This is a genomic window from Homoserinimonas sp. A447, from assembly GCF_054489325.1.
In genome coordinates, this window is record NZ_JBTMWW010000001.1 from 1065597 (window position 1) to 1092038 (window position 26442).

Annotated in this window: 28 protein-coding genes; 12 read left to right on the forward strand and 16 right to left on the reverse strand. The window is 65.2% G+C overall.

What is annotated here, in order from left to right; genetic code table 11:
* The first annotated feature begins 38 nt into the window (after positions 1-38).
* From tatA to ACX3O0_RS05190, 5 genes are all read left to right on the forward strand, one after another.
* A complete protein-coding gene (gene tatA, locus ACX3O0_RS05170; protein WP_459092348.1) occupies positions 39-284 on the forward strand; it encodes a twin-arginine translocase TatA/TatE family subunit in 246 nt (81 codons plus the stop codon).
* Between the two features lie 44 nt (positions 285-328).
* Positions 329-1084: a twin-arginine translocase subunit TatC gene (tatC, locus tag ACX3O0_RS05175; protein ID WP_459092418.1), complete on the forward strand. Its 756-nt coding sequence runs from the start codon at positions 329-331 to the stop codon at positions 1082-1084.
* Positions 1081-3594 (forward strand): DEAD/DEAH box helicase, encoded by a 2514-nt coding sequence (locus tag ACX3O0_RS05180; RefSeq protein ID WP_459107009.1) that lies wholly within the window; start codon positions 1081-1083, stop codon positions 3592-3594. The genes tatC and ACX3O0_RS05180 overlap by 4 nt, the downstream gene beginning before the upstream one ends.
* A gap of 74 nt (positions 3595-3668) precedes the next feature.
* Positions 3669-5288, forward strand: a complete 1620-nt coding sequence (lnt, locus tag ACX3O0_RS05185; protein WP_459107010.1) for an apolipoprotein N-acyltransferase — start codon at positions 3669-3671, stop codon at positions 5286-5288.
* Positions 5281-5985, forward strand: a complete 705-nt coding sequence (locus ACX3O0_RS05190) for a polyprenol monophosphomannose synthase (protein WP_459107011.1) — start codon at positions 5281-5283, stop codon at positions 5983-5985. Before lnt ends, ACX3O0_RS05190 begins: the two co-directional genes overlap by 8 nt.
* 80 nt (positions 5986-6065) lie before the next feature.
* Here the strand turns inward: ACX3O0_RS05190 and ACX3O0_RS05195 are convergent, their stop codons facing one another.
* From ACX3O0_RS05195 to ACX3O0_RS05210, 4 genes are all read right to left on the reverse strand, one after another.
* Positions 6066-6431, reverse strand: a complete 366-nt coding sequence (locus ACX3O0_RS05195) for an RNA polymerase-binding protein RbpA (RefSeq protein ID WP_459092339.1) — start codon at positions 6429-6431, stop codon at positions 6066-6068.
* A gap of 110 nt (positions 6432-6541) precedes the next feature.
* Positions 6542-7330, reverse strand: coding sequence for a glycerophosphodiester phosphodiesterase (locus tag ACX3O0_RS05200; RefSeq protein ID WP_459107012.1), 789 nt, complete (start codon positions 7328-7330; stop codon positions 6542-6544).
* Positions 7308-8231: an SPFH domain-containing protein gene (locus tag ACX3O0_RS05205; RefSeq protein WP_459092335.1), complete on the reverse strand. Its 924-nt coding sequence runs from the start codon at positions 8229-8231 to the stop codon at positions 7308-7310. The genes ACX3O0_RS05200 and ACX3O0_RS05205 overlap by 23 nt, the downstream gene beginning before the upstream one ends.
* Positions 8232-8281: 50 nt before the next feature.
* Positions 8282-8758 carry an NfeD family protein gene (locus ACX3O0_RS05210; RefSeq protein ID WP_459107013.1) on the reverse strand — a complete coding sequence of 159 codons (477 nt, stop codon included), beginning with the start codon at positions 8756-8758 and terminating at the stop codon, positions 8282-8284.
* Between the two features lie 134 nt (positions 8759-8892).
* Between ACX3O0_RS05210 and ACX3O0_RS05215 the strand changes: the two genes are divergently transcribed.
* Positions 8893-9657 (forward strand): SDR family oxidoreductase, encoded by a 765-nt coding sequence (locus ACX3O0_RS05215; RefSeq protein ID WP_459107014.1) that lies wholly within the window; start codon positions 8893-8895, stop codon positions 9655-9657.
* A gap of 21 nt (positions 9658-9678) precedes the next feature.
* On the opposite strand, the gene ACX3O0_RS05220 is transcribed toward ACX3O0_RS05215, so the two are convergent.
* From ACX3O0_RS05220 to trpD, 4 genes are all read right to left on the reverse strand, one after another.
* A complete protein-coding gene (locus tag ACX3O0_RS05220; RefSeq protein ID WP_459107015.1) occupies positions 9679-10233 on the reverse strand; it encodes a DUF1697 domain-containing protein in 555 nt (184 codons plus the stop codon).
* 182 nt (positions 10234-10415) lie between these two features.
* The gene (locus ACX3O0_RS05225) at positions 10416-11057 is read right to left on the reverse strand and encodes a dihydrofolate reductase family protein (RefSeq protein WP_459107016.1); all 642 of its coding nucleotides are present in this window, start codon (positions 11055-11057) and stop codon (positions 10416-10418) included.
* Positions 11058-11177: 120 nt separating this feature from the next.
* Complete coding sequence (locus tag ACX3O0_RS05230; protein ID WP_459107017.1) at positions 11178-11705, reverse strand: hypothetical protein; 528 nt, start codon at positions 11703-11705, stop codon at positions 11178-11180.
* A gap of 97 nt (positions 11706-11802) precedes the next feature.
* A complete protein-coding gene (gene trpD / locus ACX3O0_RS05235) occupies positions 11803-12855 on the reverse strand; it encodes an anthranilate phosphoribosyltransferase (RefSeq protein ID WP_459107018.1) in 1053 nt (350 codons plus the stop codon).
* 71 nt (positions 12856-12926) lie between these two features.
* Here trpD and ctaE point away from each other — a divergent pair, with 71 nt between their 5' ends.
* The 5 genes from ctaE to ACX3O0_RS05260 all read left to right on the forward strand — a co-directional run bounded on the left by ctaE (position 12927) and on the right by ACX3O0_RS05260 (position 18584).
* Entirely contained in the window at positions 12927-13571 is a 645-nt protein-coding gene (ctaE, locus tag ACX3O0_RS05240; RefSeq protein ID WP_459107019.1) for an aa3-type cytochrome oxidase subunit III, read from the forward strand.
* Positions 13572-13594: 23 nt separating this feature from the next.
* Positions 13595-14401 (forward strand): cytochrome bc1 complex diheme cytochrome c subunit, encoded by an 807-nt coding sequence (qcrC, locus tag ACX3O0_RS05245; RefSeq protein ID WP_459092319.1) that lies wholly within the window; start codon positions 13595-13597, stop codon positions 14399-14401.
* A 110-nt stretch (positions 14402-14511) separates the two neighbouring features.
* On the forward strand, positions 14512-15585 hold the full coding sequence (gene qcrA / locus ACX3O0_RS05250; protein ID WP_459107020.1) for a cytochrome bc1 complex Rieske iron-sulfur subunit: 1074 nt from the start codon (positions 14512-14514) through the stop codon (positions 15583-15585).
* The gene (gene qcrB, locus ACX3O0_RS05255; protein ID WP_459107021.1) at positions 15582-17207 is read left to right on the forward strand and encodes a cytochrome bc1 complex cytochrome b subunit; all 1626 of its coding nucleotides are present in this window, start codon (positions 15582-15584) and stop codon (positions 17205-17207) included. Before qcrA ends, qcrB begins: the two co-directional genes overlap by 4 nt.
* A gap of 105 nt (positions 17208-17312) precedes the next feature.
* Positions 17313-18584, forward strand: a complete 1272-nt coding sequence (locus ACX3O0_RS05260) for an APC family permease (protein ID WP_459107022.1) — start codon at positions 17313-17315, stop codon at positions 18582-18584.
* Here the strand turns inward: ACX3O0_RS05260 and ACX3O0_RS05265 are convergent.
* From ACX3O0_RS05265 to ACX3O0_RS05290, 6 genes are all read right to left on the reverse strand, one after another.
* Positions 18556-19023: a GNAT family N-acetyltransferase gene (locus ACX3O0_RS05265; RefSeq protein WP_459092311.1), complete on the reverse strand. Its 468-nt coding sequence runs from the start codon at positions 19021-19023 to the stop codon at positions 18556-18558. The genes ACX3O0_RS05260 and ACX3O0_RS05265 overlap by 29 nt on opposite strands.
* On the reverse strand, positions 18992-19447 hold the full coding sequence (locus ACX3O0_RS05270) for a cytochrome c oxidase subunit 4 (RefSeq protein ID WP_459107023.1): 456 nt from the start codon (positions 19445-19447) through the stop codon (positions 18992-18994). The genes ACX3O0_RS05265 and ACX3O0_RS05270 overlap by 32 nt, the downstream gene beginning before the upstream one ends.
* 2 nt (positions 19448-19449) lie before the next feature.
* Positions 19450-21192 carry an aa3-type cytochrome oxidase subunit I gene (gene ctaD, locus ACX3O0_RS05275; RefSeq protein WP_459092307.1) on the reverse strand — a complete coding sequence of 581 codons (1743 nt, stop codon included), beginning with the start codon at positions 21190-21192 and terminating at the stop codon, positions 19450-19452.
* 8 nt (positions 21193-21200) lie between these two features.
* A complete protein-coding gene (ctaC, locus tag ACX3O0_RS05280; RefSeq protein WP_459092305.1) occupies positions 21201-22079 on the reverse strand; it encodes an aa3-type cytochrome oxidase subunit II in 879 nt (292 codons plus the stop codon).
* A 160-nt stretch (positions 22080-22239) separates the two neighbouring features.
* On the reverse strand, positions 22240-22602 hold the full coding sequence (gene erpA, locus ACX3O0_RS05285; protein WP_459092303.1) for an iron-sulfur cluster insertion protein ErpA: 363 nt from the start codon (positions 22600-22602) through the stop codon (positions 22240-22242).
* A 151-nt stretch (positions 22603-22753) separates the two neighbouring features.
* Positions 22754-24157, reverse strand: a complete 1404-nt coding sequence (locus tag ACX3O0_RS05290) for a M20/M25/M40 family metallo-hydrolase (protein ID WP_459107024.1) — start codon at positions 24155-24157, stop codon at positions 22754-22756.
* Positions 24158-24196: 39 nt separating this feature from the next.
* Here ACX3O0_RS05290 and ACX3O0_RS05295 point away from each other — a divergent pair, with 39 nt between their 5' ends.
* Positions 24197-24811 carry a DUF3043 domain-containing protein gene (locus ACX3O0_RS05295; RefSeq protein WP_459107025.1) on the forward strand — a complete coding sequence of 205 codons (615 nt, stop codon included), beginning with the start codon at positions 24197-24199 and terminating at the stop codon, positions 24809-24811.
* A 15-nt stretch (positions 24812-24826) separates the two neighbouring features.
* Here ACX3O0_RS05295 and ACX3O0_RS05300 read toward each other — a convergent pair whose 3' ends face one another.
* Both ACX3O0_RS05300 and nrdR read right to left on the reverse strand, forming a co-directional pair.
* Complete coding sequence (locus tag ACX3O0_RS05300) at positions 24827-25861, reverse strand: quinone-dependent dihydroorotate dehydrogenase (protein ID WP_459107026.1); 1035 nt, start codon at positions 25859-25861, stop codon at positions 24827-24829.
* Positions 25862-25922: 61 nt separating this feature from the next.
* The gene (nrdR, locus tag ACX3O0_RS05305; RefSeq protein ID WP_459092295.1) at positions 25923-26393 is read right to left on the reverse strand and encodes a transcriptional regulator NrdR; all 471 of its coding nucleotides are present in this window, start codon (positions 26391-26393) and stop codon (positions 25923-25925) included.
* Between the last annotated feature and the right edge of the window lie 49 nt (positions 26394-26442).

Below are 26442 nucleotides of genomic sequence, written 5' to 3' on the forward strand. Positions count from 1 at the left end.
GCCTGAACCGCAAGTCTGACTCAGAAGGATGTTCCCCGATGTTCGGAAACGCTTTTACCGGGTGGCACGCGCTCATCCTGCTCGCCATCATCCTGCTGCTGTTCGGCGCGCCGAAACTTCCCGCGCTGGCCCGGAGCCTCGGCCAGTCCATGAAGATCTTCAAGAGCGAGATCAAGCAGCCCACCGACGAGACCGCGGCCCCTTCGGATGAGCAGCGGCCTTCGGATGAGCAGCGGCCTTCGGACGAGCTGCCGTCTGGCCCGGATTCGCCGACCAAGCCGTAAGTTCCGTGGCCACGCTCAGGAAGCGAGGCTCTGGCGATGCCCGGATGTCCCTCGGGGAACATCTCGTCGAGCTTCGCAAGCGATTGTTCATCGGCGGCATCTCGATCCTTGTCGCGTCGGTCGGCGGTTTCGTCGTTGCCCAATTCGTCTGGGATGCCCTTCGGGTTCCCATCCTGGCGATAGCCGAAGCACGCAACGCCACGATCAACTACTCCACCATCACCGGTGGGTTCGACGTCACGATGCAGGTCGCCGTGACCATCGGCATCGTCGCCTCCAGCCCGGTCTGGCTGTACCAGATCTTCGCCTTCCTGGTCCCCGGCTTGACGAAGAAGGAGAAGCGGTACACCTTCGGGTTCTTCTTCACTGCAGTACCGCTGTTCCTCGCCGGCTGCGCGGCCGGCTGGTTCGTGCTGCCTAACATCGTCAGCCTGATGGCGGGTTTCGTTCCGCCGGAGGACGCCAGCTTCGTGGAGGCGAAGGTGTACCTCGACTTCGTGCTCAAGCTGGTGCTCGCCGTCGGTATCGCGTTCGTGATGCCGGTCTTCCTGGTGCTCCTCAATTTCCTCGGGGTGATCTCCGCCGGCGCGATCATCAAGGGCTGGCGCGTCGCCGTCCTCCTGATCGCCGTGTTCTGCGCAATCGCCACCCCAGCCGCCGACGTGATGTCGATGTTCCTGCTCGCCGTCCCGATGGTCCTGCTCTACTTCCTCGCGGCGGGGGTAGCGTGGCTCCACGACCGGATCGCCGCCAAGAGGCAGGCGGCATTCGAAGACCAGTTGGGGACAGCGAACGCATGAGTTCACCACAACGAGGCAGGGCGTACGACGACACGCGCAGCCCTGCGGAACGCTTTGCCGCTTCCCGCCAGGGCACCCAGTCACCCGAAGTACGGGGCTTCCGCGAGGGACTGAAGTTCGACCTCGACCCGTTCCAGATCAGTGCCTGCATCGCGCTGGAGGAGGGCAACAGCGTGCTGGTGGCTGCCCCGACGGGAGCAGGCAAGACCGTGGTCGCGGAGTTCGCCGTGTACCTGACGATGCGCCGGCCGAAGGCGAAGATCTTCTACACCGCCCCGATGAAGGCGCTCAGCAACCAGAAGTACCAGGAGCTGGCCGCCGAATACGGGCACAGCGAAGTGGGGTTGCTCACCGGGGACACCAATATCAACTCGCAGGCCCGCATGGTCGTCATGACCACCGAGGTGCTGCGCAACATGCTCTACGCCGGTTCCGACCTGCTCCAGAACCTCGCCTTCGTCATCATGGACGAGGTGCACTACCTGGCCGACCGCTTCCGCGGGGCCGTCTGGGAGGAGGTCATCATCCACCTCCCGCAATCGGTGCGCCTGGTCTCGCTCAGCGCCACCGTCTCCAACGCGGAGGAGTTCGGAGACTGGCTGCAGGCGGTCCGCGGCGAGACAACGGTGATCGTCTCCGAGGAGCGCCCGGTTCCACTCGACCAGCACGTGCTGGTGCGCTCCAAGCTGCTCGACCTGTTCGACACTTCGACGGGCTCAGTACAGCGTGCCTCCGGTAGCCGCGTCCAGGCCGGTTCGGCCAATCGGGTGAACCCCGAGTTGATGCGGCTGACCTCTGGCGCTCGTGCCGGGGCCCGCCCTGGCGGGCACAACCGCGGTGGCCAGGGCCGAGGGGGCCGCAATCGGTACAACGCGAGAGAGCTCCACAGCCAGCGGGCCGATCGGGCAGAGATCGTCACCCTGCTCGGCTCCAAGAACCTGCTGCCGGCCATCTTCTTCATCTTCAGCCGCAACGGATGCGACCAGGCCGTCCTGCAGGTGCTGCGCGCGGGGGTGCGCCTCACCGAGCAGCACGAGCGCGACGAGATCCGCGCCTACGTGGAGGAACGCTGCCGCACCATCCCCGACCAGGACCTGGCCGTCCTCGGCTATTGGGAGTGGCTCGACGGGCTGGAACGAGGAGTCGCCGCCCACCACGCCGGAATGCTTCCTGCGTTCAAGGAAGTGGTCGAGGAGTTGTTCCGGCGCAAGCTGGTGAAAGCCGTCTTCGCCACCGAGACCCTCGCGCTGGGCATCAACATGCCGGCCAGGACCGTCGTACTCGAGAAGCTGGAGAAGTTCAACGGTGAGGCGAGGGTGCCGATCACGCCGGGGGAGTACACCCAACTCACCGGACGGGCCGGTCGCCGCGGAATCGACGTCGAAGGCCACTCGGTCATCCAGTGGCAGGACGGCCTGGACCCGCAGGCGGTCGCTTCCCTCGCCTCCCGGCGCACCTACCCGCTGAACTCCAGCTTCACCCCGACCTACAACATGGCCGTCAACCTGATCGAACAGTTCGGCCGCGACCGCACCCGGGACATCCTGGAGTCGTCGTTCGCCCAGTTCCAGGCCGACCGTGCAGTCGTCGACCTGGCCAGGAAGGTGCGCAGCATCGAGGAGTCGATGGCCGGCTACGAAGAGGCCATGACCTGCCACCTGGGCGACTTCACCGAGTATTGGGGCATCCGTCGGGAGCTCACCGACCTCGAACGCAAGAGCACCAATCGCAACGACCTGCAGGCGCGAGCCGAACGCGACCGGCGCCAACGGCAACTCGCGGGACTTCGGAAGCGCCTCAAGCAGCATCCGTGCCACGCCTGCAGTGATCGGGAAGCCCACGCCAGGTGGGCGGAGCGCTGGGGGCGCCTGAAGAAGCAGAAGGACGAGCTGAGCGCCCAGGTGCGCACCCGCACCGGTGCGGTCGCGAAAGTCTTCGACCGGGTGACGGATGTTCTCCTCGAGCTCGACTACCTCAACCGTGACAAGAACGGGAAGGTCGGCGTCGGCCCGCACGGTCGCATCCTGAGGCGCATCTACGGGGAACGCGACCTGCTGGTTGCCGAGTGCCTGCGTCGTGGCGCCTGGAACGACCTCGATGCCGCCGGGATGGCCGCCATGGCGGTCGCCCTCATTTACGAACCGCGCCGCGATGAGGGGCAACTCTCGGACCGCTACCTGCCGCGCGGGCCGTTCCGTGCCGCGCTGGAGGCCACCACCGACCTGTGGAGCCGGCTCGATGACCTGGAGCGAGACCACCGCCTGCCAGGCAGCAACCCGGTCGCGACCGGGCTGTCGCTGCCGATGTACCGCTGGGCGCAGGGTGCGTCGCTGGACGCCGTATTGCAGGAAGCAGAGCTGGCAGCAGGGGACTTCGTGAGAGTCACCAAGCAGGCGATCGACCTGCTCGACCAGCTGTCGGTGGTCGCGGATGCGCCGGTCGGCTCGACAGCGCGCCAGGCCCTCGACGCCATCCGCCGCGGCATCGTCGCGTACTCCAGCGTCGCCTGAGCGCCGCATCCCTGAACTGCGCCTCTGAACGCTGCACCTCTGAACACTGTGCTCGCTGAAGTACGCTGATAGCGATGAAACCCGACCTGAGCCGCCCGGCACCCCTGTGGCTGGCAACAATCGCCGCGGCTGCCGGGGGAGCCATCCTGGCCGGCGCCTTCCCCGCTCTCGGCTGGTGGCCGTTGGCGATTCCGGGAACAGCGCTCATCCTCTGGTCCCTCCTCGGTCGCACCTTCGGGGGAAGCATGCTGGTCGGCCTGGCCGGCGGGTTCGCCTTCTACGGCATCCACATCTTCTGGCTCACCACCTACCTGGGCGCCGTGCCGTGGCTCGCCCTCGCCGGTCTCCAGACGATCTTCTTCGCCATCGGTGCTTCGCTGATCGCCCTCGCCTGGCGCCACGGGCTGCAGGCCTGGTCCGGCGGTGGCACCTTCAACACTGCTGGCCGTCTGCTCCTGCTTCCGGTAACACTGGCGGGTCTATGGACGCTTCGAGAGGCCATCGTCAGCGTCTGGCCGTACGGCGGCTTCTCCTGGGGCCGGCTGGCCTTCTCCCAGTCGCAGAGCCCGCTGGGTGATCTCGTCGCCTGGCTGGGCGCATCCGGACTCAGCTTCGTCATTGCGGTGCTGGCCGCCATGATCCTCCAGGCCGTTCGCGAATGGCGGTACGGGGCTTGGCAATCCACCACCTGGCGGCGGATGCTCGTCCCGGCGATCGCCGTGGCCGTCGCCTTCGCGATGCCGGCGTGGCCGACCTCGGTGAGCGGCAGCATCCGCGTTGCTGCAGTCCAGGGGAATTCGGATGCCGGACTCTTCGCCGAACGGGAGCGCGGCGACATCCTGGACGACCACCTGCAGGCCACGGTGCCGGTACTCGACGAGAAGGTCGACCTGGTCGTCTGGCCGGAGAACGCCGCAGACCTCAACCCCCTGGACTACCCGCAGGCGGCCGGCGTGCTCGATTTCGTGACCGAGGAGCTGAATGCGCCTCTTGTCGTCGGCACCATCACCAGCGACGAGGTGGGCCGGGTCTTCAACAGCCTGCTGCTCTGGCAGCCGGGGGAGGGGTCGGTGGCGCAGTACGACAAGATCCACCCGGTGCCCTTCGCGGAATACCTGCCTGACCGGGAGTTCTGGTATCCGCTGGCCCCCAGCCTGTTCGACCTGGTGCCGCGTGACTACTCGTTCGGCGAGCGGCCGAACGTGTTCGACATCGAGCTGACGGACGGGGGCACCACCGATCAGGGCAGCACCGATCAGGAGCGCCTGCTGGCGGGCCTCGCCATCTGCTTCGACATCGTCGACGACGCCCTCCTGCACCAGATGATCGACGGGGGAGCGGAGGTCATCCTCGCCCCGACCAACAACGCCGACTTCGGTCAGAGCCAGGAGAGCGTGCAGCAGCTTGCCATCGCCCGCCTGCGCGCCATCGAGTACGGCCGCAGCGTCGTCAACACCTCAACAGTCGGCACCAGTGCGATCATCGGGCCGGACGGCAGCACCATCGTCGAACTAGAGACGTACACACCAGGCGTCATGCTCGAAGACGTGCCGCTCAGCGACACGGTGACCCCGGCATCCGTCATCGGACGCTGGGTGGAGTGGCTGGCCGGCTTCCTCGGCCTCGGTGGCCTCGCCGCGGCGATCCTGCTCACGCGCAAGCGCGGCAGCGCCGAGCGGATGCCACGTGGCTGACACCCTGGTCATCGTTCCGACCTTCAACGAGGCGGATAACCTGCCGGCCATCATCGGGCGATTGCGCCAGGAGGTTCCCGCCGCTGACATCCTGATCGTCGATGACGCATCACCGGATGGCACCGGGGACCTCGCCGACCGGCTGGCAGCCGGCGACCCCGCAGTCACCGTGCTCCACCGGAAGGCCAAGCAAGGGCTCGGCCGCGCCTATATCGCCGGATTCGAGCAGGGGCTGGATGCCGGCTACCGCTACCTGGTCGAGATCGACGCTGACGGTTCCCATGACCCCGCAGAGCTTCCGCACATGCTGGCGGCAGCCGAGGCGTCAGCAGACCTGGTGATCGGCTCCCGCTGGGTCACCGGGGGAGCGGTGCTCAATTGGCCGTGGTTCCGCCGAACCATCTCGCGCACCGGCAACCGGTACGCCCGCATGGTGCTGCGCAGCCGCATCCGCGACCTGACGTCCGGATACCGCGTGTTTCGCGCGGATGCCCTGCGTGCGGTCGAGTTCGGTCGGGTGTCGTCGCAGGGCTACTGCTTCCAGGTCGAGCTGGCGTGGCGACTGGAGCGGGCAGGATTCCGGGTTACCGAGCACCCGATCACTTTCGTGGAGCGCACGGCGGGGCGGTCGAAGATGCACGCCGGGATCGTGGCGGAAGCACTGGTGCGGATCACGCTCTGGGGGTTCGTCCGCTAGTACCTGCCTGCTGGGCAGAGACAAGAAGAACGCCCAACCCGAAGGCTGGGCGTTCTTCTCGTTCTCACGAGTGCTTTCGGTCAGGCGCCGATCTTCTGCTGCCCCTTACGGGCACGCAGGAAGTCGAGGCGCTCCTGGAGCAGTTCCTCAAGTTCGGCGCGGGTGCGGCGTTCCAGCAGCATGTCCCAGTGGGTACGTGCCACCTTGCCCTCGACGAGTTCGTGTTCGACCAGTTCGCCGACCTCGTCAACCAGCCGGCCCTCAAGCCCGCTCTTGGGCGACTCCCACACGGTGGGCACCTCGGCCTCGGATGAGAACATGACCTCGAAGGTCGATCCATCCGCTGCCCGGTAAGTACTCTTCTTCCGCGGGGAGAAGGTAACGCCTTCTTCACTCTGGAGGCTCTGTGCTCCCAGTCTCATTCCGCGCAAACTGCGGTCTGCCATGGCGGTCTCCTTGCTGCTCGCGACGATCGTCCCAGTTATAAACCGTCCGGCTGGGAGAATCCTTTCCGCTTCCCGCCTTTCACAGCGGGTTCACAGGCTCGGGAGGCTGTTCAGCGACGCCGGCGCACGACTTCCAGCGCCAGGTCTGCCCGGTCGGTGACCAGCCCGTCAACGCCGATCGTGAGCAGGCGTTCCATGGTGGGGACATCGTTGATGGTCCAGGCGTGCACCTCAACGCCCGCGGCATGCATCGAGGTGACCAGTCGCGGAGTGATGATCCGCACCCCCTTGAGCCGCTCAGGCAGTTGTACGGCATCCACGCCCTGCAGCGCCGCCCTGACCAGCCGAACTTGCCCGACGCGTGCGACTGCGACGGCCTGGGCGGACGCCCTGCGGGAAGCGGATGTCGCCACTCCGGGCAAACGGGAGACGGCCAGTTTGCGACGTCGATCGCTGAACGAAGCAATCAGCACGCGTTTCACGGCACCGGCAGCCAGAACCGCCTCGACGGTCGGCTCGAGCGCGGCGTCGCTCTTGATGTCAATGTTGAACCTGGCCGCTGGAAAGGCATCCAGAACCTCCGCGAGACTCGCAAAGTGCTGGCCGTCGCCGAGACTGACCTTGCGCAACTCAGCCATCGTCAGGTGGTCGACACGCACCGGACGGCCGGCCACCCGCGACAGGTCGGGGTCGTGAGTGATCACCGCGACCCCGTCCTGGGAGGCGTGAACGTCGGTCTCGAGGTAGTCGACCCCGATGCTCAGCGCCTTGAGGAAGGCGAGCATGGTGTTCTCCGGCGCTTCGGTCGCCAGGCCACGATGGGCCAGAACGCGCGGCGAAGCGGGGGAGAAGTACGAGTCGCCATCCGCCCCCCGCCTACTTCGTGGGTGGCTGCTCATTCGCCCCGCCGCCGAAGAAGCCGGCACTGATGCCCTTTACCGCTTCCGTGAGTTCGGACGGGATGATCCAGAGCTTGCTGGCCTCGCCTTCCGCAATCTTGGGGAGGGTCAGCAGGTACTGGTACGCCAGCAGCGCCGGGTCGGGGTTGCCGTCGTGGATCGCCTTGAACACGGTGGTGATGGCGGCACCCTCACCCTCCGCCCTCAGCACCGCGGCCTTGGCGTAGCCCTCAGCCTCGAGGATCGCGGCCTGCCTGGAGCCCTCAGCCTCGAGGATCGCGGACTGCTTGGTTCCCTCGGCGGTGAGGATGACGGCGCGACGGTCACGCTCGGCGCGCATCTGCTTCTCCATCGAGTCCTGGATGGACAGGGGCGGGTCGATGGCCTTCAACTCGACGCGACCGACCCGGATGCCCCACTTGCCGGTCGCCTCATCGAGCACGATGCGCAGCTGGCCGTTGATGTTGTCGCGGCTGGTGAGCGCCTCCTCGAGGTTGAGGCCACCCACGACGTTACGAAGGGTCGTGGTGGTCAATTGCTCGACCGCGCCCAGATAGTTGGCGATCTCGTAGGTGGCTGCGCGGGCATCCGTCACCTGGAAGTAGACGACGGTGTCGATCGAGACGACCAGGTTGTCCTCGGTGATCACCGGCTGCGGCGGGAACGACACGACCTGCTCGCGCATGTCGATGAGCGGTCGCATCCGGTCGATGAACGGGACCAGGATGTTCAGGCCCGGCATCAGGGTCTTGTGGTACTTCCCGAGACGCTCGACCACGCCGGCTGTCGCCTGCGGAACGATGCGGATGGCGCGGGTCAGCACGACCAGGACGAAGACGCCCAGGACCACCAATAACGCGACAATGAACCACTGGCCGATGTTGGCCGATACGTCAATCATGCTCAGTTCCCCTTGCTCAGTTTCTAGGCGTGCTCAGTTTCTAGTCTTGCTCAACTTCGTTCAGCGGGCACCACCACGGCGGTGGACCCTTCAATCGCGGTCACAATGACCCGTTCATCGATCTCGACGAGCCTGTGCTCGGTCAGATCGGACAGCCGGGCGGTCCAGGTTTCGCCGTTGGCCAGCCTCACCTGTCCGCCGTTCTCGCCGACCGCCAGCACGACGCGGGCGGTCATGCCTGCCAGCGCGTCAATGTTGCTGGGGGTCGGGTCTTCGCCCTTGCGCAGGTAACGCAGCATGAACGGCCGGATGATCAGGATGAGCAGCACGGACAGCACGGCCGCAATGCCGATCTGCATCCACCATTCCAGCCCCAGCAGGTTCGCGCCGAGCCCGCCCAGGCTACCGACGGCGATCATCAGGAAGGTGAATTCCAGCGTGAGGAGCTCGATGATCACGGCGATGAGGATGAAAACAAGCCAGACGATCCAGAGGTACTGCGTCAGGTCGATGACAAGCAGATCCATGCGTGCGCTCCTCGGGTGGCGGTCTTGATCGAAACTACCATTCAGGCGGGGAGCACGGGGGAGCGGCACGGGGAGTGGTTCAGGGGAGCGGCTTGGTATCCTCAGAACTCTGCCCCCAGCATTAGGAGTTCGACGTGTCACAGCCCCTCAACCCCGGTTCCCTCGCAGGCAAGCGCGCGCTCGTCACCGGATCGTCGCGGGGGATCGGTGCAGACACTGCGAGCCTCCTTGCTGCGGCCGGTGCGTCGGTGGTGATCAACTACCGCAACAAGGAGAAGCGCGCGCTGCAGTTGGTCGAGAAGATCGAGGCGGCCGGGGGTGCGGCCATCGCGGTCGGAGCCGACCTGACCGACCCGGCATCCGTCGCCGCGATGATGCAGACGGTGAAGGAACAGTTCGGCGGACTGGACGTCCTGGTGTTGAACGCCTCGGGCGGCATGGAGTCGGGTATGGCCGAGGACTACGCCATGCTGCTGAACCGCGACGCGCAGGTGGGCGTTCTCACCGCGGCCCTGCCGCTGCTTGGGCCAGGTTCTCGCGTGGTGTTCGTCACCAGCCACCAGGCCCACTTCATCCGCACCACCGAGACGATGCCGGAGTACCAGTCGGTCGCGCTCAGTAAGCGTGCGGGGGAGGACGCCCTTCGTGAGATGATTCCTCAGCTTCAGGATGCTGGTGTCGAGTTCGTCGTCGTCTCCGGCGACATGATCGAGGGCACCATCACGGCGACGTTGCTCGAGCGGGCGAACCCGGGAGCGATCGACTCACGTAAGCAGGCGGCGGGGAGGCTCTACAACGTCGGCGAGTTCGCCGCTGAGGTGGCTGCCGCCGCCGTCGAGCCGGTGCCGGCCAACAACACGCGCTACGTCGGCGACGTGAGCGGTTTCCAGCCCGAGTAGCGCTCCAGGCAGGTTGTGGGGCTACTCGCCCTCGAGCAACTCCAGGAGACGGGTGGTCGTGCGCCAGTTGCGCACGGTGATCTGACGAAAGACCGGCTTGCCCATGAAACGGTTGATGTTGGTCTCGGTCGCCCGCGCTTTCACCCTCGAGAAGTACAGCGCACCTGGCCCGAGAGCCACCGAATCGACCCCTTCGCGCAGTTCCGGCAGTTGGGCGTGCGCCTCGTCAGGGGTGAGCGGCGCTTTGAGGAAGTAGACATCGCTGCGCAGGTCAGGGGAGCCGTGGCCCGCCGGTGCCGCGGCGATCGTCTCGGCGAGCTCATCGCGTGAGCGCACCACGACCGTAAGGGGAATCCCGAAACGCTCTTCCAGCATCCGTTCGATTGCGGTCTCGGGTTCGGGGCCAGGCGTGCGAGCTGTGGTGAACAGCACATTGCCGCTCTGGATGTAGGTGCGAACGTTCCGGTAGCCGGCGTCGCGGAAACACTCAGCGAGTTCCGGCATGCCGATCAGGTTCTTGCCGCCCACGTTGATGCCGCGCAATAGAGCGACGTAGGAAACGTTGTCGTTCTTCACAGTTGTCCTCGGGCTGTCGGTGTCATCACTGCACGATCCCACGGACCGCCGACAGCGTGCTGAATGGTTTCGTGCGCAATGGTTCGTGCGCAAATGGGGCCTGCGCATAGACGCCGATAATGCACATTATGTCAAGTAGCGGGATTCCGGCCGTGCAACGTCATACGCCACCCTCCCCGGGCTCAACGCGCGAACGTGACGTGAACGACGCCGCTGTCGGCCACCTCCGACGTGACGGCGTACTCGCGCTCGAGCCCTCGCAGGTCGTCCCAGAGCCGAACGCCCCGACCGAGGACGATCGGGCTGATCGCGACATGCAGGCGATCGACGAGCCCTGCCCGCAGGTATTCGCGCGCGACGCTCGCTCCCCCGCCGACACGGATGTCGCCGCCGGCGGCATGCTCCCGGGCACGAGCGAGCGCGTCCTCGGGCGTGGCTGTGAGGAACTCGAACCGAGTGCCATTGGCGAAGTCGATGGCCGGCCGCCCGCGGTGCGTCAGCACGAAGACGGGACAGCGAAACGGCGGCTCCTCGCCCCACCACCCGCGCCAGTGCGGATCGTCCGGAAAGGAATGGAACCCGAACATCCCCGCTCCCATGATCTCGGCGCCCACACCGCCGAAGTAGGCCGCGGCGTACCGGTCGTCGACGCCGGTCGTCCCTGCTCCGGTCGTCTCGTGCAGCACCCGCTCGCGCATGGTCCTGGTGCCGATGTACGCCTCCACGAGGCGTCCCCAATCGGCGCCCATCGGATTCTCCGGGCTCCGGTCAGCCGGCGCGACAACGCCATCCAGTGAGAGATTAAGGTCGATGCGTACCGCCATGAGGTCCTTCCCGGGAAGCTGATGTGTACAGCGTACACACACCGTTACGCACTTCAGCAGTCCCCCCGCTTTGTAGGCGTTGGACTTCAGTTGCAGCCCTCGTGGCCGCGCGCTCGCTGGCTACTCGGTGCCGGAGCGGCGCTTGATCATGCCGACCTCGTTCAGCGGCTCGAACGACTCCATCTCCGGAATCTGAGGTGCGGGGCAGATCAACACCGCGTTCGGATGGGAGCGGTCTATCTGGTGCGCCCCCATCGGATGTCCGCACAACGGGCACGCATCATGGGACGCCACCGAGTCCTCTGACTCTTCGTCGTAGGGGCCAACCTCCGCCCCGCCGAGCCGCGGAATCAGTTTTTCGTCCAGCCATTCGGCCGCCTGCCGTACCCGATTGGGTTTCTCCAGGTCGGCCAGCTCGGCCCGCGCCTGCGAGTCACCTGCTTCAGCCCGTCGAGACCTGTCGTCACTCGTCTCCTGAGCCGCAGCTTCCTCTGCCTCGATCATGCTGCCGCGATGGGGCTCCCCCACGTCGTCAACGTCGGAGCGCTCAACGTCGGAGTTCTCAACGTCCGTGTTCTCAAAGTCAGTGTTCTCAACGTCCGTGTCGTGATGATTCTCGCCGGGCACTCCCGGCTCGTTCCCGGTCATGTGCGAGATGGTAGCGCGGCAACCCGCGAGTTGCCAGAAGAGTTGCTAATAAATTCTCATAATAAGCGTCCCCACTGCTGCGAATCACTGTGCTGCTTCATTGCTGCGAAGCCGCAACCCAGTGGTCGAGCTTCGCGATGGCAGCCCCGGAATCGACAGCATCCGCGGCAATGACCAATTTCTGCCTGAACCGCTCAACAATCGGCACCAGGGTCTGCGACGAGTCCTTCGCCAGGTCGAACGCGATCAACCCGGCAGCAGCGTTCAGCAACACGATGTCGCGCACCGGGCCGAGCTTTCCGCCGAGCGTCTCCCTCGCAATGGCGGCGTTATGGGCGCCATCCCCGCCGACCAGGTCGGAGATCCTGGCACGCGGAATCCCGAGGTCGAGCGGATCGAGGTCGTGCTCGTGCACATCACCACGCGAGACCTCCCAGATATGGCTGTGGCCGGTCGTCGTCAGCTCATCGAGCCCGTCGTCCCCGCGGAAGACCAGCGCCGTCGCTCCCCTGTTCCGAAAAACGCCGACGAACAGCGGCACCGTCTCCAGGTTGGCGACGCCGACAGCGGATGCCTCCGGACGCACCGGATTGCACAGCGGCCCCAGGAAGTTGAACACCGTGGACACCCCCAGTTGTGCGCGGATCGGGCCGGCATGCCGAAAACCGGGGTGGAACAGCGCCGCGTAGGCGAAAGTGATGCCGGTCTGCTCGAGCACCCGGACGACCTTCTCCGGATCCAGCTGAAGGTCGATGCCGAGCGCTGAGAGCACGTCGGATGCCCCGGATGCTGAACTGGCCGCACGGTTCCCATGCTTGATCACTGTGGCGCCGGCCGCAGCGCAGACGATCGAGGCCATGGTGGAGATGTTCACCGTGGCGAAGCGGTCTCCCCCGGTGCCCACAATGTCGAGCGCCATCGAGTCCGCACGCAACGGCAGCGCGTTCTCGAGCACAGCATCCCGGAAGCCCACAATCTCATCGACCGTCTCACCCTTGGCCCTCAAGGCGACCAGGAAACCGGCCAATTGGGCATCCGTCGCCTCCCCCGCCATGATCTGGCGCATGGCCCATGAGGCCTCGCTGATGCTCAGGTCGCCGCCGTCGAGCAGCGTGTTGAGAACGTCGGGCCAGGTGGTTTCATCATGCATGCTGGAAATCCTAGCTTTTTGCCCGCACACACCCCGCTGTATGACGAACGCGGTGAAGAATATCGGCCATAATGGAAACCGTGACCAGCACCTCTTTAACTCAGCCAGTTGGAGCCCCTGTTGTAAACAGGCCCAATGTCGTGGCCATCGGAACCATTGTGTGGCTCGGCAGCGAAGTCATGTTCTTCGCGGGCCTCTTCGCCATTTACTTCACGCTCCGATCCACCTCGCCGGAACTCTGGGCAGCGGAGACCGCGACTCTCAACGTTCCGTTCGCCCTGACGATCACCATCATCCTGGTGCTGTCCTCGGTCACGGCCCAGTTCGGGGTGTTCGCCGCTGAACGGCTGCAGTCACGGCGCACCGGCACTCTGCTGCAATTTGCCAAGTGGGGCATGGTCGAGTGGTTCTTCCTCTCCTTCATCATGGGCGCCATGTTCGTCACCGGGCAGGTCTTCGAGTACGCGACGCTGGTCAGCGAGCACGTGAGCCTCAGTTCGAACTCCTACGGTTCCGCCTTCTACATCACCACCGGATTCCACGGCCTCCACGTTCTGGGCGGGCTGATCGCGTTCCTGCTCATCATCGGCCGCGCGTACAGCGTCAAGAACTTCGGTCACAAGGAGGCGACAAGCGCCATCGTCGTCTCGTACTACTGGCACTTCGTCGACGTCGTCTGGATCGGGCTATTCCTGGTCATCTACGTACTCAAATAGGAACGGGACAACCGGAAAGCACCATGGGAAACAACTCCACACCCCAGGCCCGCGGCGCCAGGCCAGCCGGCCGCCGTCATCCACTGGCGACCGTTGCGCTCATCCTGGTCGGTCTGATGACCACCGGTGGCGCGTACGCGATGTTCAGCAGCACCGCGGCCGCCGAGACCACCGCCGTCACCCAGGCCACCGTCGAGGAGGGCCAGGCGCTCTTCGCGGCGAACTGCGCCACCTGTCACGGCATGAACGCTGAAGGCACCAAGGACGGCCCAAGCCTCTACGGCGTCGGCGCGGCATCCGTGCACTTCCAGGTGGGAACCGGCCGGATGCCGTTGGCCTTCCAGGGACCGCAGGGCGCCCAGAAGCCGGCACAGTTCAGCGAAGAGCAGACCCTTGCCCTTGCCGAGTACGTCGCATCCCTGGCCCCTGGACCGGCGATCCCCGACGCGGCAGACCTCGTGGGCGACGACATCGCCAACGGTGGCGTGCTGTTCCGCGTGAACTGCGCCATGTGCCACAACGTCGCCGGCGCCGGTGGTGCCTTGACCGAGGGCAAGTACGCGCCCGGGCTGCAGGGTGTTGAGCCGGTTCACATCTACGAGGCCATGGTCACCGGCCCGCAGAACATGCCGGTGTTCAATGACATGAACATCACGCCGGAAGAGAAGGCCGACATCATCAGCTACCTCCAGTACCTGGAGGAGACACCATCCGTTGGCGGGTACGGCCTGGGCAGCATCGGCCCCGTTTCCGAAGGCCTGTTCATCTGGATCTTCGGCCTGGGCGGCATCGTGGCGCTCACCGTGTGGATCGCCGCACGAGCCAGTTGACCCTGGGGGCAGCCTCGCTCCCCCACCATCCGGACACCACCAGCCCGGGACAGAGCAGAACAAAGAATTCGCAGAACTAGAAACGTCAAGCACCAACCGAAGGGAAATCAATGGCACAGCACGACAACGGCGGTGACGCCGCCGCTGCCGGCTCGGCTGTCGAGAAGAGCGAGCCGCGCCAGGTGTCGTCGGGGACCGCCGTCGTCACATCCGACGCCGTCCAGAACCCCGGTTTCCCCCCGCACCGGCCGCGCGTCACCGACCTCGACCCCGCAGCCGAGCGCACCGCCGCGCGACGGGTGTCCACCCTGTTCCTGCTCTCCGTCGTCGGCAGCATCTTCGCGGTCGTCGCCTACATCGTCTTCCCGATCGTGCCGGGCGACGCCGACTCCGTTCGCATGAACACGATGTTCCTGGGTATCGGAATCACCCTCGGACTGTTCCCGCTCGGTATCGGTGCCGTGTACTGGGCCAAGACGCTCATGAAGGGTGAGGAACTCGTCGAGTCGCGCCACCCGACCCGCGGAACCGTAGAGACCCGCGCCGCAGCGGTCGAGGTCTTCCGGCTCGGCAACAAGGAGTCCGGTTTCGGCCGCCGCTCCCTCATCCGCAACACGCTGATCGGTGCATTGGCGTTGACCCCGATTCCCGCGATCGTGCTGTTCCGCGACCTGGCACCGGCAGAAGACCCGGTGAAGCTGTTCAAGGAAACACTGTGGGAAAAGGGAACCCGCCTCATCCGCGACCCCTCCGGAACTCCGATCAAGGCATCGGATGTCACGATCGGATCGGTCTTCCACGTCATGCCGGAAGGCATTGACGAGGCAGAGCACATGCTCGAGGAGAAGTCGAAGGCCGCAGTGCTGTTGATGCGGTTGAACCCGGCCGACCTCAACGAGGAAGAGGGCCGAAAAGACTGGTCCTACCAGGGAATCGTCGCCTACTCCAAGATCTGCACCCACGTCGGATGCCCGGTGGCACTGTACGAGCAGCACACGCATCACCTGCTGTGCCCGTGCCACCAGTCGACCTTCGACGTCACCAACCACTGTGAAGTCATCTTCGGCCCGGCCAAGCGACCGCTGCCCCAACTCCCCATCGAGGTTGACGCAGAAGGCTACCTCGTCGCGCAGAGTGACTTCCATGAGCCCGTCGGACCTAGCTTCTGGGAGCGTTCAGCATGACCACCACAACTACGGGCGAAGCCCCCACGACCACGGCCCTGGCGCCGACACGGGGACAGCGCTTCACGGGCGCCGCCGCCAACTACATCGACGAGCGCACCAGCATCTCCGGCCTCGTCCGGGAACTCGGCCGCAAGGTCTTCCCCGACCACTGGTCGTTCATGCTCGGCGAGGTCGCGCTGTACAGCTTCGTCGTCATCCTGCTCTCCGGCACGTTCCTGACGTTCTTCTTCGACCCGTCGATGAGCCACGTGGTCTACGACGGCTCATACGTCCCGTTGAAGGGCATCGAGATGTCGGCCGCCATGGCGTCGACCATCGATATCTCCTTCGACATTCGCGGCGGCCTGCTCATGCGCCAGGTCCACCACTGGGCCGCACTGCTGTTCGTGGCTGCGATCGGGCTGCACATGCTGCGCATCTTCTTCACCGGTGCCTTCCGCAAGCCGCGCGAGCTCAACTGGATCATCGGCTTCGTGCTGTTCATCCTGGCCATGGCAGAAGGCTTCACCGGCTACTCCCTGCCGGACGACCTGCTCTCGGGCAACGGCCTCCGCATCATCGACGGAATCATCAAGGGAATCCCGGTCATCGGCACCTGGACGTCCTACCTGTTCTTCGGCGGAGAGTTCCCCGGCACCGACATCGTCGGCCGCCTGTTCGTGCTCCACATCATGCTGCTTCCTGCCCTGGTGATCGCCCTCATCGGTATTCACCTGGTGCTCATGGTGATCAACAAGCACACCCAGTTCGCCGGCCCTGGGCGCACCAACGACAACGTCGTTGGCGTGCCGATCATGCCGATCTTCGCCGCCAAGGCCGGTGGGTTCTTCTTCATCGTCTTCGGCGTGATCGTTCTGATCGCCTCGTTCTTCTCCATCAACGCGGTGTGGGTGTACGGACCGTACGACCCCTCCCCCGTGTCTGCCGGTACGCAGCCCGACTGGTACATCGGCTTCGCGGATGGCGCGCTGCGCCTCGTCCCGCCGGGCTGGGAGTTCGTGCTCGGCGGCTGGACGGTGTCGCTGAACATCCTCGTGCCGGTTATCGTGCTGGGCCTGTTCATCGTCACGGTCCTTATCTACCCCTTCCTCGAGGCGTGGATCACCGGGGACAAGCGCGAGCACCACCTTGCCGAGCGCCCCCGCAACAACCCGACACGCACCGCGGTCGGCGCCGCCGGCGTCACGTTCTACGCGGTGATGTGGGCTGCTGCCAGCTCCGACCTGATGGCCACCCACTTCATGTTGAGCCTTGAAGGTGTGACGCATGCGCTACAGCTGCTGCTGTTCGCCGGACCGGTCATCGCCTACATCGTGACCAAGCGCACCTGCATCGCGCTGCAGAAGAAGGATCGCGAGATCGCCCTCCACGGGTACGAGTCCGGTCGCATTGTGCGCCTGCCAGGGGGCGAATACATCGAGGTTCACCAGCCGCTGAACGCGTACGACCGCTGGCGCCTGGTCAGCTACGACGATCACCGTCCGCTGATGATCCGCCCGAACAGTGAAGGCAAGATCACGCTCAACCAGCGGATGCGGGCAGGGCTCACCCGGTGGTTCTTCGAAGACCGCATCTCGCCGGTTTCGCAACCGGAACTCGAGTCGAGCGAGCACCACTAGCCCGCTGTGTCCGAGAAAAGCCCCTGCTTCGGCGGGGGCTTTTCTGGTGGACCAGCAGCAGCCCTGCGCTACTCGTCGTTAACCTGACCGCCATAGGATTCAGCGGTGAGCACTCCCCCGAAATCACTGTCCAGGCAACTGGGACTCGGCGGCGCCGTCATCATCGGGTTGGGATCGATGATCGGCGCCGGCGTGTTCGCCGTCTTCGGTCCGGCGGCCGCGTCGGCCGGCACCGGCCTGCTGCTCAGCCTGCTCATCGCTGCGGTTGTCGCCACCTGCAACGCCACGTCGTCTGCCCAGCTTGCGGCGGTGTACCCACAGTCGGGCGGCACCTATGTTTACGGCCGCGAGCGGCTCGGCCCGTGGTGGGGCTTCCTGGCCGGCTGGAGCTTCGTCATCGGCAAGACGGCGAGCTGTGCCGCCATGGCGATGACATTCGCCGCCTACGCGGCTCCTGACGCCTGGGAACGGTCGGTGGCGGTGGCTGCCGTTGTCGTGCTGGCGTTCGTCAACTATCGCGGGGTGACCCGCACCGCGCGCGTCACCCTGATGATCGTCATCGTCGTATTGGCTGTCCTCGCCGTGGTGGTTGCCGCGGGACTTGCCAGCGGCCTCCCACACTTGGAGTGGACGTTGCCGGGCCCGGGCATCGCCGCCGGTTACGGCATCCTGCAGGCATCCGGGCTCCTGTTCTTCGCGTTCGCCGGCTACGCGCGCATTGCCACCATGGGCGAGGAGGTGAAGGACCCGGCGCGCACCATTCCGCGGGCGATCCTGATCGCACTGGGTGCCGCTGTGGCGGTCTACGCCGGCGTGGCCATTGCCGTGCTCGGAGCCCTGGGACCGGCAGAGCTGAGCGCAACCGATGAGCCGTTGCGGGCTGCCGTGCAGGCAAGCGGATGGGCGTGGGCGGTGCCGGTGGTGCAGGTCGGGGGCGCCGCAGCGTCGCTGGGTGCGCTCTTGGCGTTGATGGCGGGAATCGGCCGCACCAGTCTCGCCATGGCACGGGAGTCAGACCTGCCGCGGTGGCTTGCCGCCGTGCACCCCCGTTATCGAGTTCCGCATCGGGCCGAGGTCGCGCTGGCGATCGTCGTCACGGTGCTGGTGCTCACAATCGACCTGCGCGGCGCCATCGGCTTCTCCTCGTTCGGCGTGCTGCTCTACTACTTCATCGCCAACCTCGCGGCATTCACGCAGCCGGCGGACGCGCGGCGCTACCCTCGCCTGCTGCAGGTGCTGGGAATGGTCGGCTGCGCGGTGCTCGCCCTCACGCTGCCGCTCCCCAGTGTTCTGGGAGGGCTGGCCGTGCTGGCCGCCGGCGTGCTCGCTCGAGTCAGTGCTCGTGAGATCAGTCCTCGAAGACGAAACTCTTCTTGAGGAAGTCGGCGGTTGAGCGGTAGTCGAGCCCGTCATAGAACGCCGGCGCCCGGTTGCTTGCAACCGTGAGCTGGGACAGGTTGCGCGCCCGGCAGATGTCTTCCATGGCGTACACCAGGCGGCTGCCGACGCCCAGGTTGCGGGCGGACTCGTCCACGATGAGCTCCTGGATCTGGGCAATATCGTCGCGCGTGTACAACAGCCGCGCGATTGTCATCAGGACGTAGCCGAGCACACTGCCATCGGCGGCGACGGCAACCTGCAGCAGGTGGTCCTCCGCCTGCTCCACCGCGTGGTGGAACGCGTCATCGAAGGCCGCGCGGTCGACGTCGTACCGATCGGCGAGCTGGTTGACGAGAGCGAATACCGCGTCAGCATCATCCAGCGTCGCCTGCCGGATGCGGACGTCAGTGGGTGAAGTTTCCGCGGTAATACTCATACACCCACCCGACGAGCGTGATCGCCAACAGCGCTACACCGATGAAGGTGATCCAGTAGCCGATTGCAATGCCCAGGATCGCCAGGGACGCAGCGCCGGCCAACAGGATTGGCCACCAGCTCCACGGGCTGAAGTGCCCGAGCTCCGGGTCGCCGTCGTCGATATTGGCGTCGGTACGGTCCTCCGGAAGTTCCCCGCCCTGACTCTTGTGGGACTTGCCGATGTAGAACGCGATGAAAGCGAACATGACTCCGCACAAGCCGAGGGCGAGAGCGCCAACCGGCTCGACGTGGCGGCCATCTTCGCCTGGTGCGACCGTGAAAATACCGGTGGTCGCCGCGAGTGCACCCCAGATTATGTACATGATCGCGGAGATCACGAAGAACGCGCACAGCGCCCAGAAGAGGACTACGTTGCCTTTCACGCTTACTTCACCTTTCCATCGGCCATGTCAGCCACTGGGGAGTCGGGGGCGTCTTTGAACGGACCGACTCCGACCGGGACTCCGGCCTCCGGGTGGTTCAGGTCGAACGCCGGGGACTCCGAACGGATCCTGGGGATCGACGTGAAGTTGTGACGCGGTGGCGGGCAGGATGTCGCCCACTCGAGCGAGCGGCCGTAACCCCACGGGTCGTTGACGGTCACCTTCGGAGCGTTACGTGCCGTGATGTACACGTTGAAGAGGAACGGGATCATCGAGATACCGAGGATCATCGCACCGACCGTCGACAGCTGGTTCATCCAGGTGAAGTTGTCTTCAGGCTGGTAGGTCGCGTAGCGACGCGGGAAGCCGACGACGCCCAGCCAGTGCTGCACCAGGAAGGTGGTGTGGAAGCCGATGAACAGCAGCCAGAAGTGGATCTTGCCCAGCTTCTCGTTGAGCATCTTGCCGGTCCACTTCGGCCACCAGAAGTAGAACCCGCTGAACATGGCGAAGACGACGGTTCCGAACACCACGTAGTGGAAGTGAGCGACCACGAAGTACGTGTCCGACACGTGGAAGTCGAGCGGCGGTGAGGCCAGGATGACGCCGGTGAGTCCACCGAAGGTGAACGTGACCAGGAAGCCGATCGCCCACAGCATGGCGGACTCGAATGTCACAGAGCCCCGCCACATGGTGCCGATCCAGTTGAAGATCTTCACACCCGTCGGCACGGCGATCAGCATGGTCATCAGCGAGAAGAACGGCAGCAGCACCGAACCGGTCACGTACATGTGGTGCGCCCACACCGTGACGGACAGGGCGGCGATCGACACTGTGGCGTAGATCAGGGTCTTGTACCCGAAGATCGGCTTACGGCTGAAGACCGGGAAGACCTCGGAGACGATGCCGAAGAACGGCAGCGCGATGATATAGACCTCCGGATGCCCGAAGAACCAGAACAAGTGCTGCCAGAGGACCGCACCACCGGCTTCCACGTTGTAGATGTGCCCGCCCCAGACCCGGTCGATGCCGAGGCCGAACAGTGCGGCGGCCAGCACCGGGAATGCCATCAGGATGAGGATCGAAGTCACCATGATGTTCCAGGTGAAGATCGGCATCCGGAACATGGTCATGCCTGGTGCGCGCATGGTGATGACGGTGGTGATGAAGTTCACCGCACCGAGGATGGTTCCGAACCCACTGATGGCCAGGCCGAATACCCAGAGGTTGCCGCCGATTCCTGGCGAGAATGTCGTTGTCGACAGTGGTGTGTAGGCGAACCAGCCGAAGGATGCCGCGCCCTGGGGGGTCAGGAACCCGGCAACTGCCATCAACGACCCGAAGGAGTACAGCCAATAAGCGAAGGCGTTGAGGCGCGGGAACGCCACGTCGGGTGCGCCGATCTGGAGTGGCATCAGCACGTTGGCGAAGCCGGCGAACAACGGTGTCGCGAACATGAGCAGCATGATGGTGCCGTGCATGGTGAACAGCTGGTTGTACTGCTCCTTGGTCTCAAGCAGCTCGAGACCCGGGGCGAACAGCTGGGCGCGGATGATCAGCGCCATCACTCCGCCGAGGCAGAAGTAGATGAACGATGAGATCAGGTACATGTACCCGATCTTCTTGTGGTCCGTCGTGGTGATCCACTCGACCACCACGTTGCCCTTACGCCTCGCGCTGGGAGAAACCGTGTGCTGCGTGGTTCCCGTGCCGGCGACGACCGGCCGTGCTTCTGTGGTTGTCATGGTGACGATCAGTCCGTTCCGTCTACCGGTGCTGTGCCGGGCAAGTTGCTATTGGTGTTGTACTCTGCCCCACGAATTCCGGTCTGCCCGGCATCCGCGAGACTCTGAATGTAGTCCTCGTACTCCGCTTCAGACACCACCTCGACGTTGAAGAGCATCAGCGAGTGGTATTCACCGCACAGCTCCGCACACTTTCCAGCGTACGTCCCTTCCTTCTGCGGCGTGAAGTACATGTAGTTGCTCTTGCCGGGAATGTTGTCCTTCTTGTACAGGAAGTCGGCAACCCAGAAAGAGTGCACGACATCGCGGCTCTCCAGGGCGATCTCAACCGTCTTGTTGACGGGAAGTACCAGTACCGGAAGCTGGTCGTAGTCGATGCTGTCGTCGTCTTCGTTCTCCTGCGCCTGGATGCCCATCGAGTGGACGCCATTGCCGCCGGGGCCCTCGTTCAGGTAGTTGAAGTCCCAGGCCCAGCGCTTGGCGAACACCTCGACCTGAACATCGGGGTTCTCGGTCGGAGCTTCGATCGCCGCCTGGTCACGGGCTGTGAAGGCGAAGAACCCGACGATCAGGATGAGCGGGATGACCGTGTAGAGGATCTCGATCGGCATGTTGTAGCGCAACTGCACCGGGAGACCGGTCTGGCCCTTGCGGCGGCGGTACACCACGGCAACCCAGATGATGAGGCCCCAGGTCAGCAGGCCGACCAGCAGGAGGATGATCCAGGATGTTGTCCACAGGCCGGCGACGCGGTCGGTGTGGTTGGTGATGCCTGGCTCGCCGGGAAGATATCCCCTCAGCTGTGCCTGGGTGCATCCGGCGAGGACAACGACCAGCATTGCTGCCATCGGAATGGCAGCCCATCGAAGACGGCGGTTAGAGCGCACCTGAGACCTCTCGGAACGACATGGAACTGTACGAATCACAGTCTATTGACAGTAATGAGCCTATCGCTCGTGACGCGCAGACTCGAACCGGAACCGCCACCTGCGGCAAAAGAAAAAAGGGAAACCGCGCCTGGCGATTTCCCTTTCTTCGTCCTCTGACTCAGCTGAAGGAGTCTCCGCACGCACAGCTGCCGCCGGCGTTCGGGTTGTCGATGGTGAAGCCCTGCTTCTGGATGGTGTCCTCGAAGTCGATGTTCGCGCCATCCAGGTACGGGACGCTCATCTTGTCAACCACAACCTCGACCCCGTCGAAATCAACGGTCACGTCGCCGTCGAGCAGTCGTTCGTCGAAATAGAGCTGGTAGATCAGGCCGGAGCATCCGCCGGGCTGAACGGCGACCCTGAGGCGGAGGTCGTCCCGGCCTTCCTGCTCATACAGCGAGCGAACCTTGTCGGCAGCGGCTGCCGTCAGTGCGACTCCGTGTGCCGGTGCCGGCTTGGTTTCGGTCAGTGTGTCGGTCATGACCACTCCTTCTCGTTCTGAATCCTGGTCCCAGTGTAAGCAACGCAGCCGGGAAAGTGGTGCACACGCGATAGTGACCTTTCCGGCGGATAGGGCCAGTCCGCGGGGCACTATCCACCGGAATGGGAACTTCACGGTGCAGTCCAGGGCCTCAGCCGCGTTCGTTGAGGCGCGCGAGCAGTACTGCTTCGGCCAGGATCGCCCGGTGGAACACGCCCAGGTGCAGGGACTCGTTCGGGCTGTGCGCCCGCGTGTCCGGGTCTTCGACACCGGTAACCAGGATCTGCGCCTGGGGGAAGATGTCGACCAGGTCGGCGATGAACGGGATCGAGCCGCCGATTCCGGTCTCGACAGCCGGAACGCCCCAGGCATCCGTCATCGCGGTCTTCGCCTCGGCGACAGCCCAGCCGCTGGTGTCGACCAGGAACGGGTCGCCCATCTCGTAGGCGCTGAACGCGATGTGAGCGCCGAACGGGGTGTTCTCCTTCAGGTGCTTCTCGATCGCCGCCCGGGCATCCGCCGCGGTCTGACCGGGAGCGATCCGCACGCTGATCCGCACCCTGACCATCGGCAGGAGGGTGTTGGAGGCATTGGCGACGCTCGGCGCGTCGATACCGGTCACCGTGATCGCGGGTTGCGCCCACAAACGGCCGAGGATGCTGCCCCGGCCGATCGGCGTCACGCCGTCCAGGAAGCCGGCATCCTCGCGCAGCTGCTCCTCGGAGAACTCGGGGGTCTGCATGTCCTGCGACGTGAGGCCGTCGACGGCGACGGCACCATCGTCATCGTGCAGGGTGGCCAGCAGCTTCACTGCCGCCAGCATGGCATCCGGCGCCGCTCCCCCGAACATTCCGGAGTGCGAGGCGTGTTCCAGGGTGCGAACCTCGAGCTGGAACGCCACGTTGCCGCGGAGGGCAACCGTGATCGCCGGGGTGTCCACGTCCCAGTTGTCGGAGTCGGCCACCACGATCACATCAGACCGAAGCTGGTCCTGGTGCTTGACCAGGAAGTTCTTGAAGGACAGCGAACCGGCTTCCTCCTCCCCCTCGATGAACAGGGCGAGTCCGAGGTCGAAGTCGTCGCCTGCCGTCTCGACCAGCGCACGGACGGCGGCGATGTGCGCCATCACGCCGGCCTTGTCATCGGCAGCGCCGCGACCATAGAGCCGGTCACCGCGCAGCGTCGGCTCGAACGGCGGCGACTCCCAATCGTCATCCGATCCCTGCGGCTGCACGTCGTGGTGCGCGTAGAGCAGGATGGTCGGCTTGCCGTTACGGGCAGCCCTGGTCGCCAGCACGGCCGGCTTCCCCAGCGAGTCCGTGTCGCCGATCGTCGCCCGCGAGGTCTCCACGTGCTCGAACACCCCGAGTTCGCGAACCAGTTTCTCGACCGCCGCGGCACTGTCGATGACATGCTGCTCATCGAAGGCGGCCCAGGACACGGACGGGATACGAACCAGCTGCGACAGTTCGGCGATGGCCGCAGGCAACCCGGCCTGCACTGATTCCCTCAGCTTTTCCAGCAGTTCCGGACGCGTGCTTTCAGAAGTAGTCATGCAGGTAATCTTAAGAGTCAACGAACTCAAGGATTTACTGTGGCCAAGCCAGCACCGAACTCCCCCGTACCAGGCGGCTCAGCCGACCAGTCCGGTTACGACCTGAACTCCGACAGCGCCCAGCGCATAGAAGCGGCTGCGGGAAAGGGAAGGCCGACGCCCAAGCGCAAGGAACGCGAAGCCGCGAACCTCCGTCCGCTGGTCGGCAGCGACCGCAAGGTAGCGAACAAGGCGGCAAAGGCGAAGTACAACGAGGCCAGGGACCGTGCCCGCATCGGCATGGCCAATGGCGAGGAGAAGTTCCTGCCTGCGCGTGACAAGGGGCCCCAGAAGCGCTTCATCCGCGACTTCGTCGACGCCCGGTTCAGTGTCGGCGAACTGATGATCCCGGTCATGCTCGTCATCATCATCCTCACCCTGGTCGACAACTACGAGGTGCAGATCATCAGCATTCTCGGCCTGTGGGGTTTCTTCATCCTCGCGGTGCTGGACTGCGTGTTCGCCGGTTTCCTGGTCGGTCGCCGACTCGCCGCGAAGTTCGGCAAGGATAATGTTCAGCGCGGCTACCGCTGGTACACCGCAATGCGTTGCCTGCAATTGCGCCGGATGCGGTTGCCCAAGCCGCAGGTCAAGCGAGGGCAGTACCCGGCCTGATCCGGCACAGCAGAGTCATCCGCCGGAGCGAAGGCGCCGCAACCCCTTGTTGACCTGCGCAGCCCACAGCGGCCCCCGGTAGACGAAGCCGGTGTACCCCTGCACCAGCGTCGCACCCGCCTCAAGCCGCTCGGCGACGTCGCGGGCCGTCTCCACTCCCCCGACCGAGATCACGCACAGCTCGGCGGGCACGATACTGCGGATGAGCCTCAGCACTTCCAGGGACCGCGCAGCCAGCGGCGCACCCGACAGTCCGCCGGCGCCGATCTGCGCCACAACAGTCGGGTCGGTCGCCAGCCCGTCGCGGGAAATCGTGGTGTTGGTGGCGATGATCCCGGCCAGCGGCAACTCGACGACGAGCTTCGCGATGCGCCGCACCTCGTCGTCGGTCAGGTCGGGGGCGATCTTCACCAGCACCGGTGTCCTGCCTGCGGCGTTGCGGACGTCGCCGAGCAACGGGCCGAGCTTGTCCAGTTCCTGCAGGCCCCTCAGCCCCGGCGTGTTGGGTGAGCTCACGTTGACCACCAGGTAGTCGGCCAGCGGCGCCAGCAACGTCGTGCTCTGCAGGTAATCGGCCGCCGCATCCGCCACATCGACCATACGCGACTTTCCGATGTTGACCCCGATGACCGGACGGCTGTGGCGCTTGCGAGCACGTTCCAGCCGTGGGACGGCGTCCGCGCTCCCGCCGTTGTTGAATCCCATGCGGTTGACGACGGCACGGTCGGCGACCAGACGGAACATGCGTGGGCGGTCGTTGCCCGGTTGCGGCCTGGCGGTCAGCGTTCCGACTTCGACGTGGCCGAATCCGAGCTGCCACAGGCCCTGGACCGCCTTCGCCTCCTTGTCGAAACCGGCAGCCACCCCGAACGGGGACGCAAAGCGTAAGCCGAGCGTTTCGACCGCGAGCGACGGATGCGGGCGGGTGAAGCGGGCGATGAGCGTGCCGACCCGGGTCCAGGCCAGGGTCCGGATGAACCGGAACGCGAGGTTGTGCGCGAGTTCGGGATCCAGTCTGGTGAGAACGGCCCGGAAGAGTAGTCGATACATACGCTGATCAGGCTACCGGCATCCTCCGGCCGGACTGGCCCATTCGGTGGCGCTGGCTGGCCTATTCGGCGGCGCTGAGCGGCTCGTCGTGCTCCACCCGCAGCTGGGTGATTGCCGACTCGAAATCCTCGAGCGACTCGAAACCCTGGTACACGCTGGCGAATCGCAGGTACGCAACTTCGTCGAGTTCCCGCAGCGGGGGCAGGATTGCCACTCCGATGTCGTTGGCGTCGATCTGCGATGCCCCGGTGGCACGAATGGTCTCCTCGACCTTCTGTGCGAGCACCGCGAGGTCGGTGTCGGTCACCGGCCGGCCCTGGCAGGCCTTCCGCACACCGGCAACGACCTTCTCGCGCGAGAACGGCTCGAGCACCCCGTTGCGCTTGACCACGCTCAGGCTGGCGGTCTCGATGGTGCTGAAGCGGCGGCCGCACTCCGGACATTGCCGACGACGGCGGATCGACAGCCCATCATCACTGGTCCGTGAGTCGATGACCCGGGAGTCCGGGTGGCGGCAGAAGGGGCAGAACATGGTGACTCAACAATAGGCCACCGCCTCGGCGAAACCCTGACGACGCCCT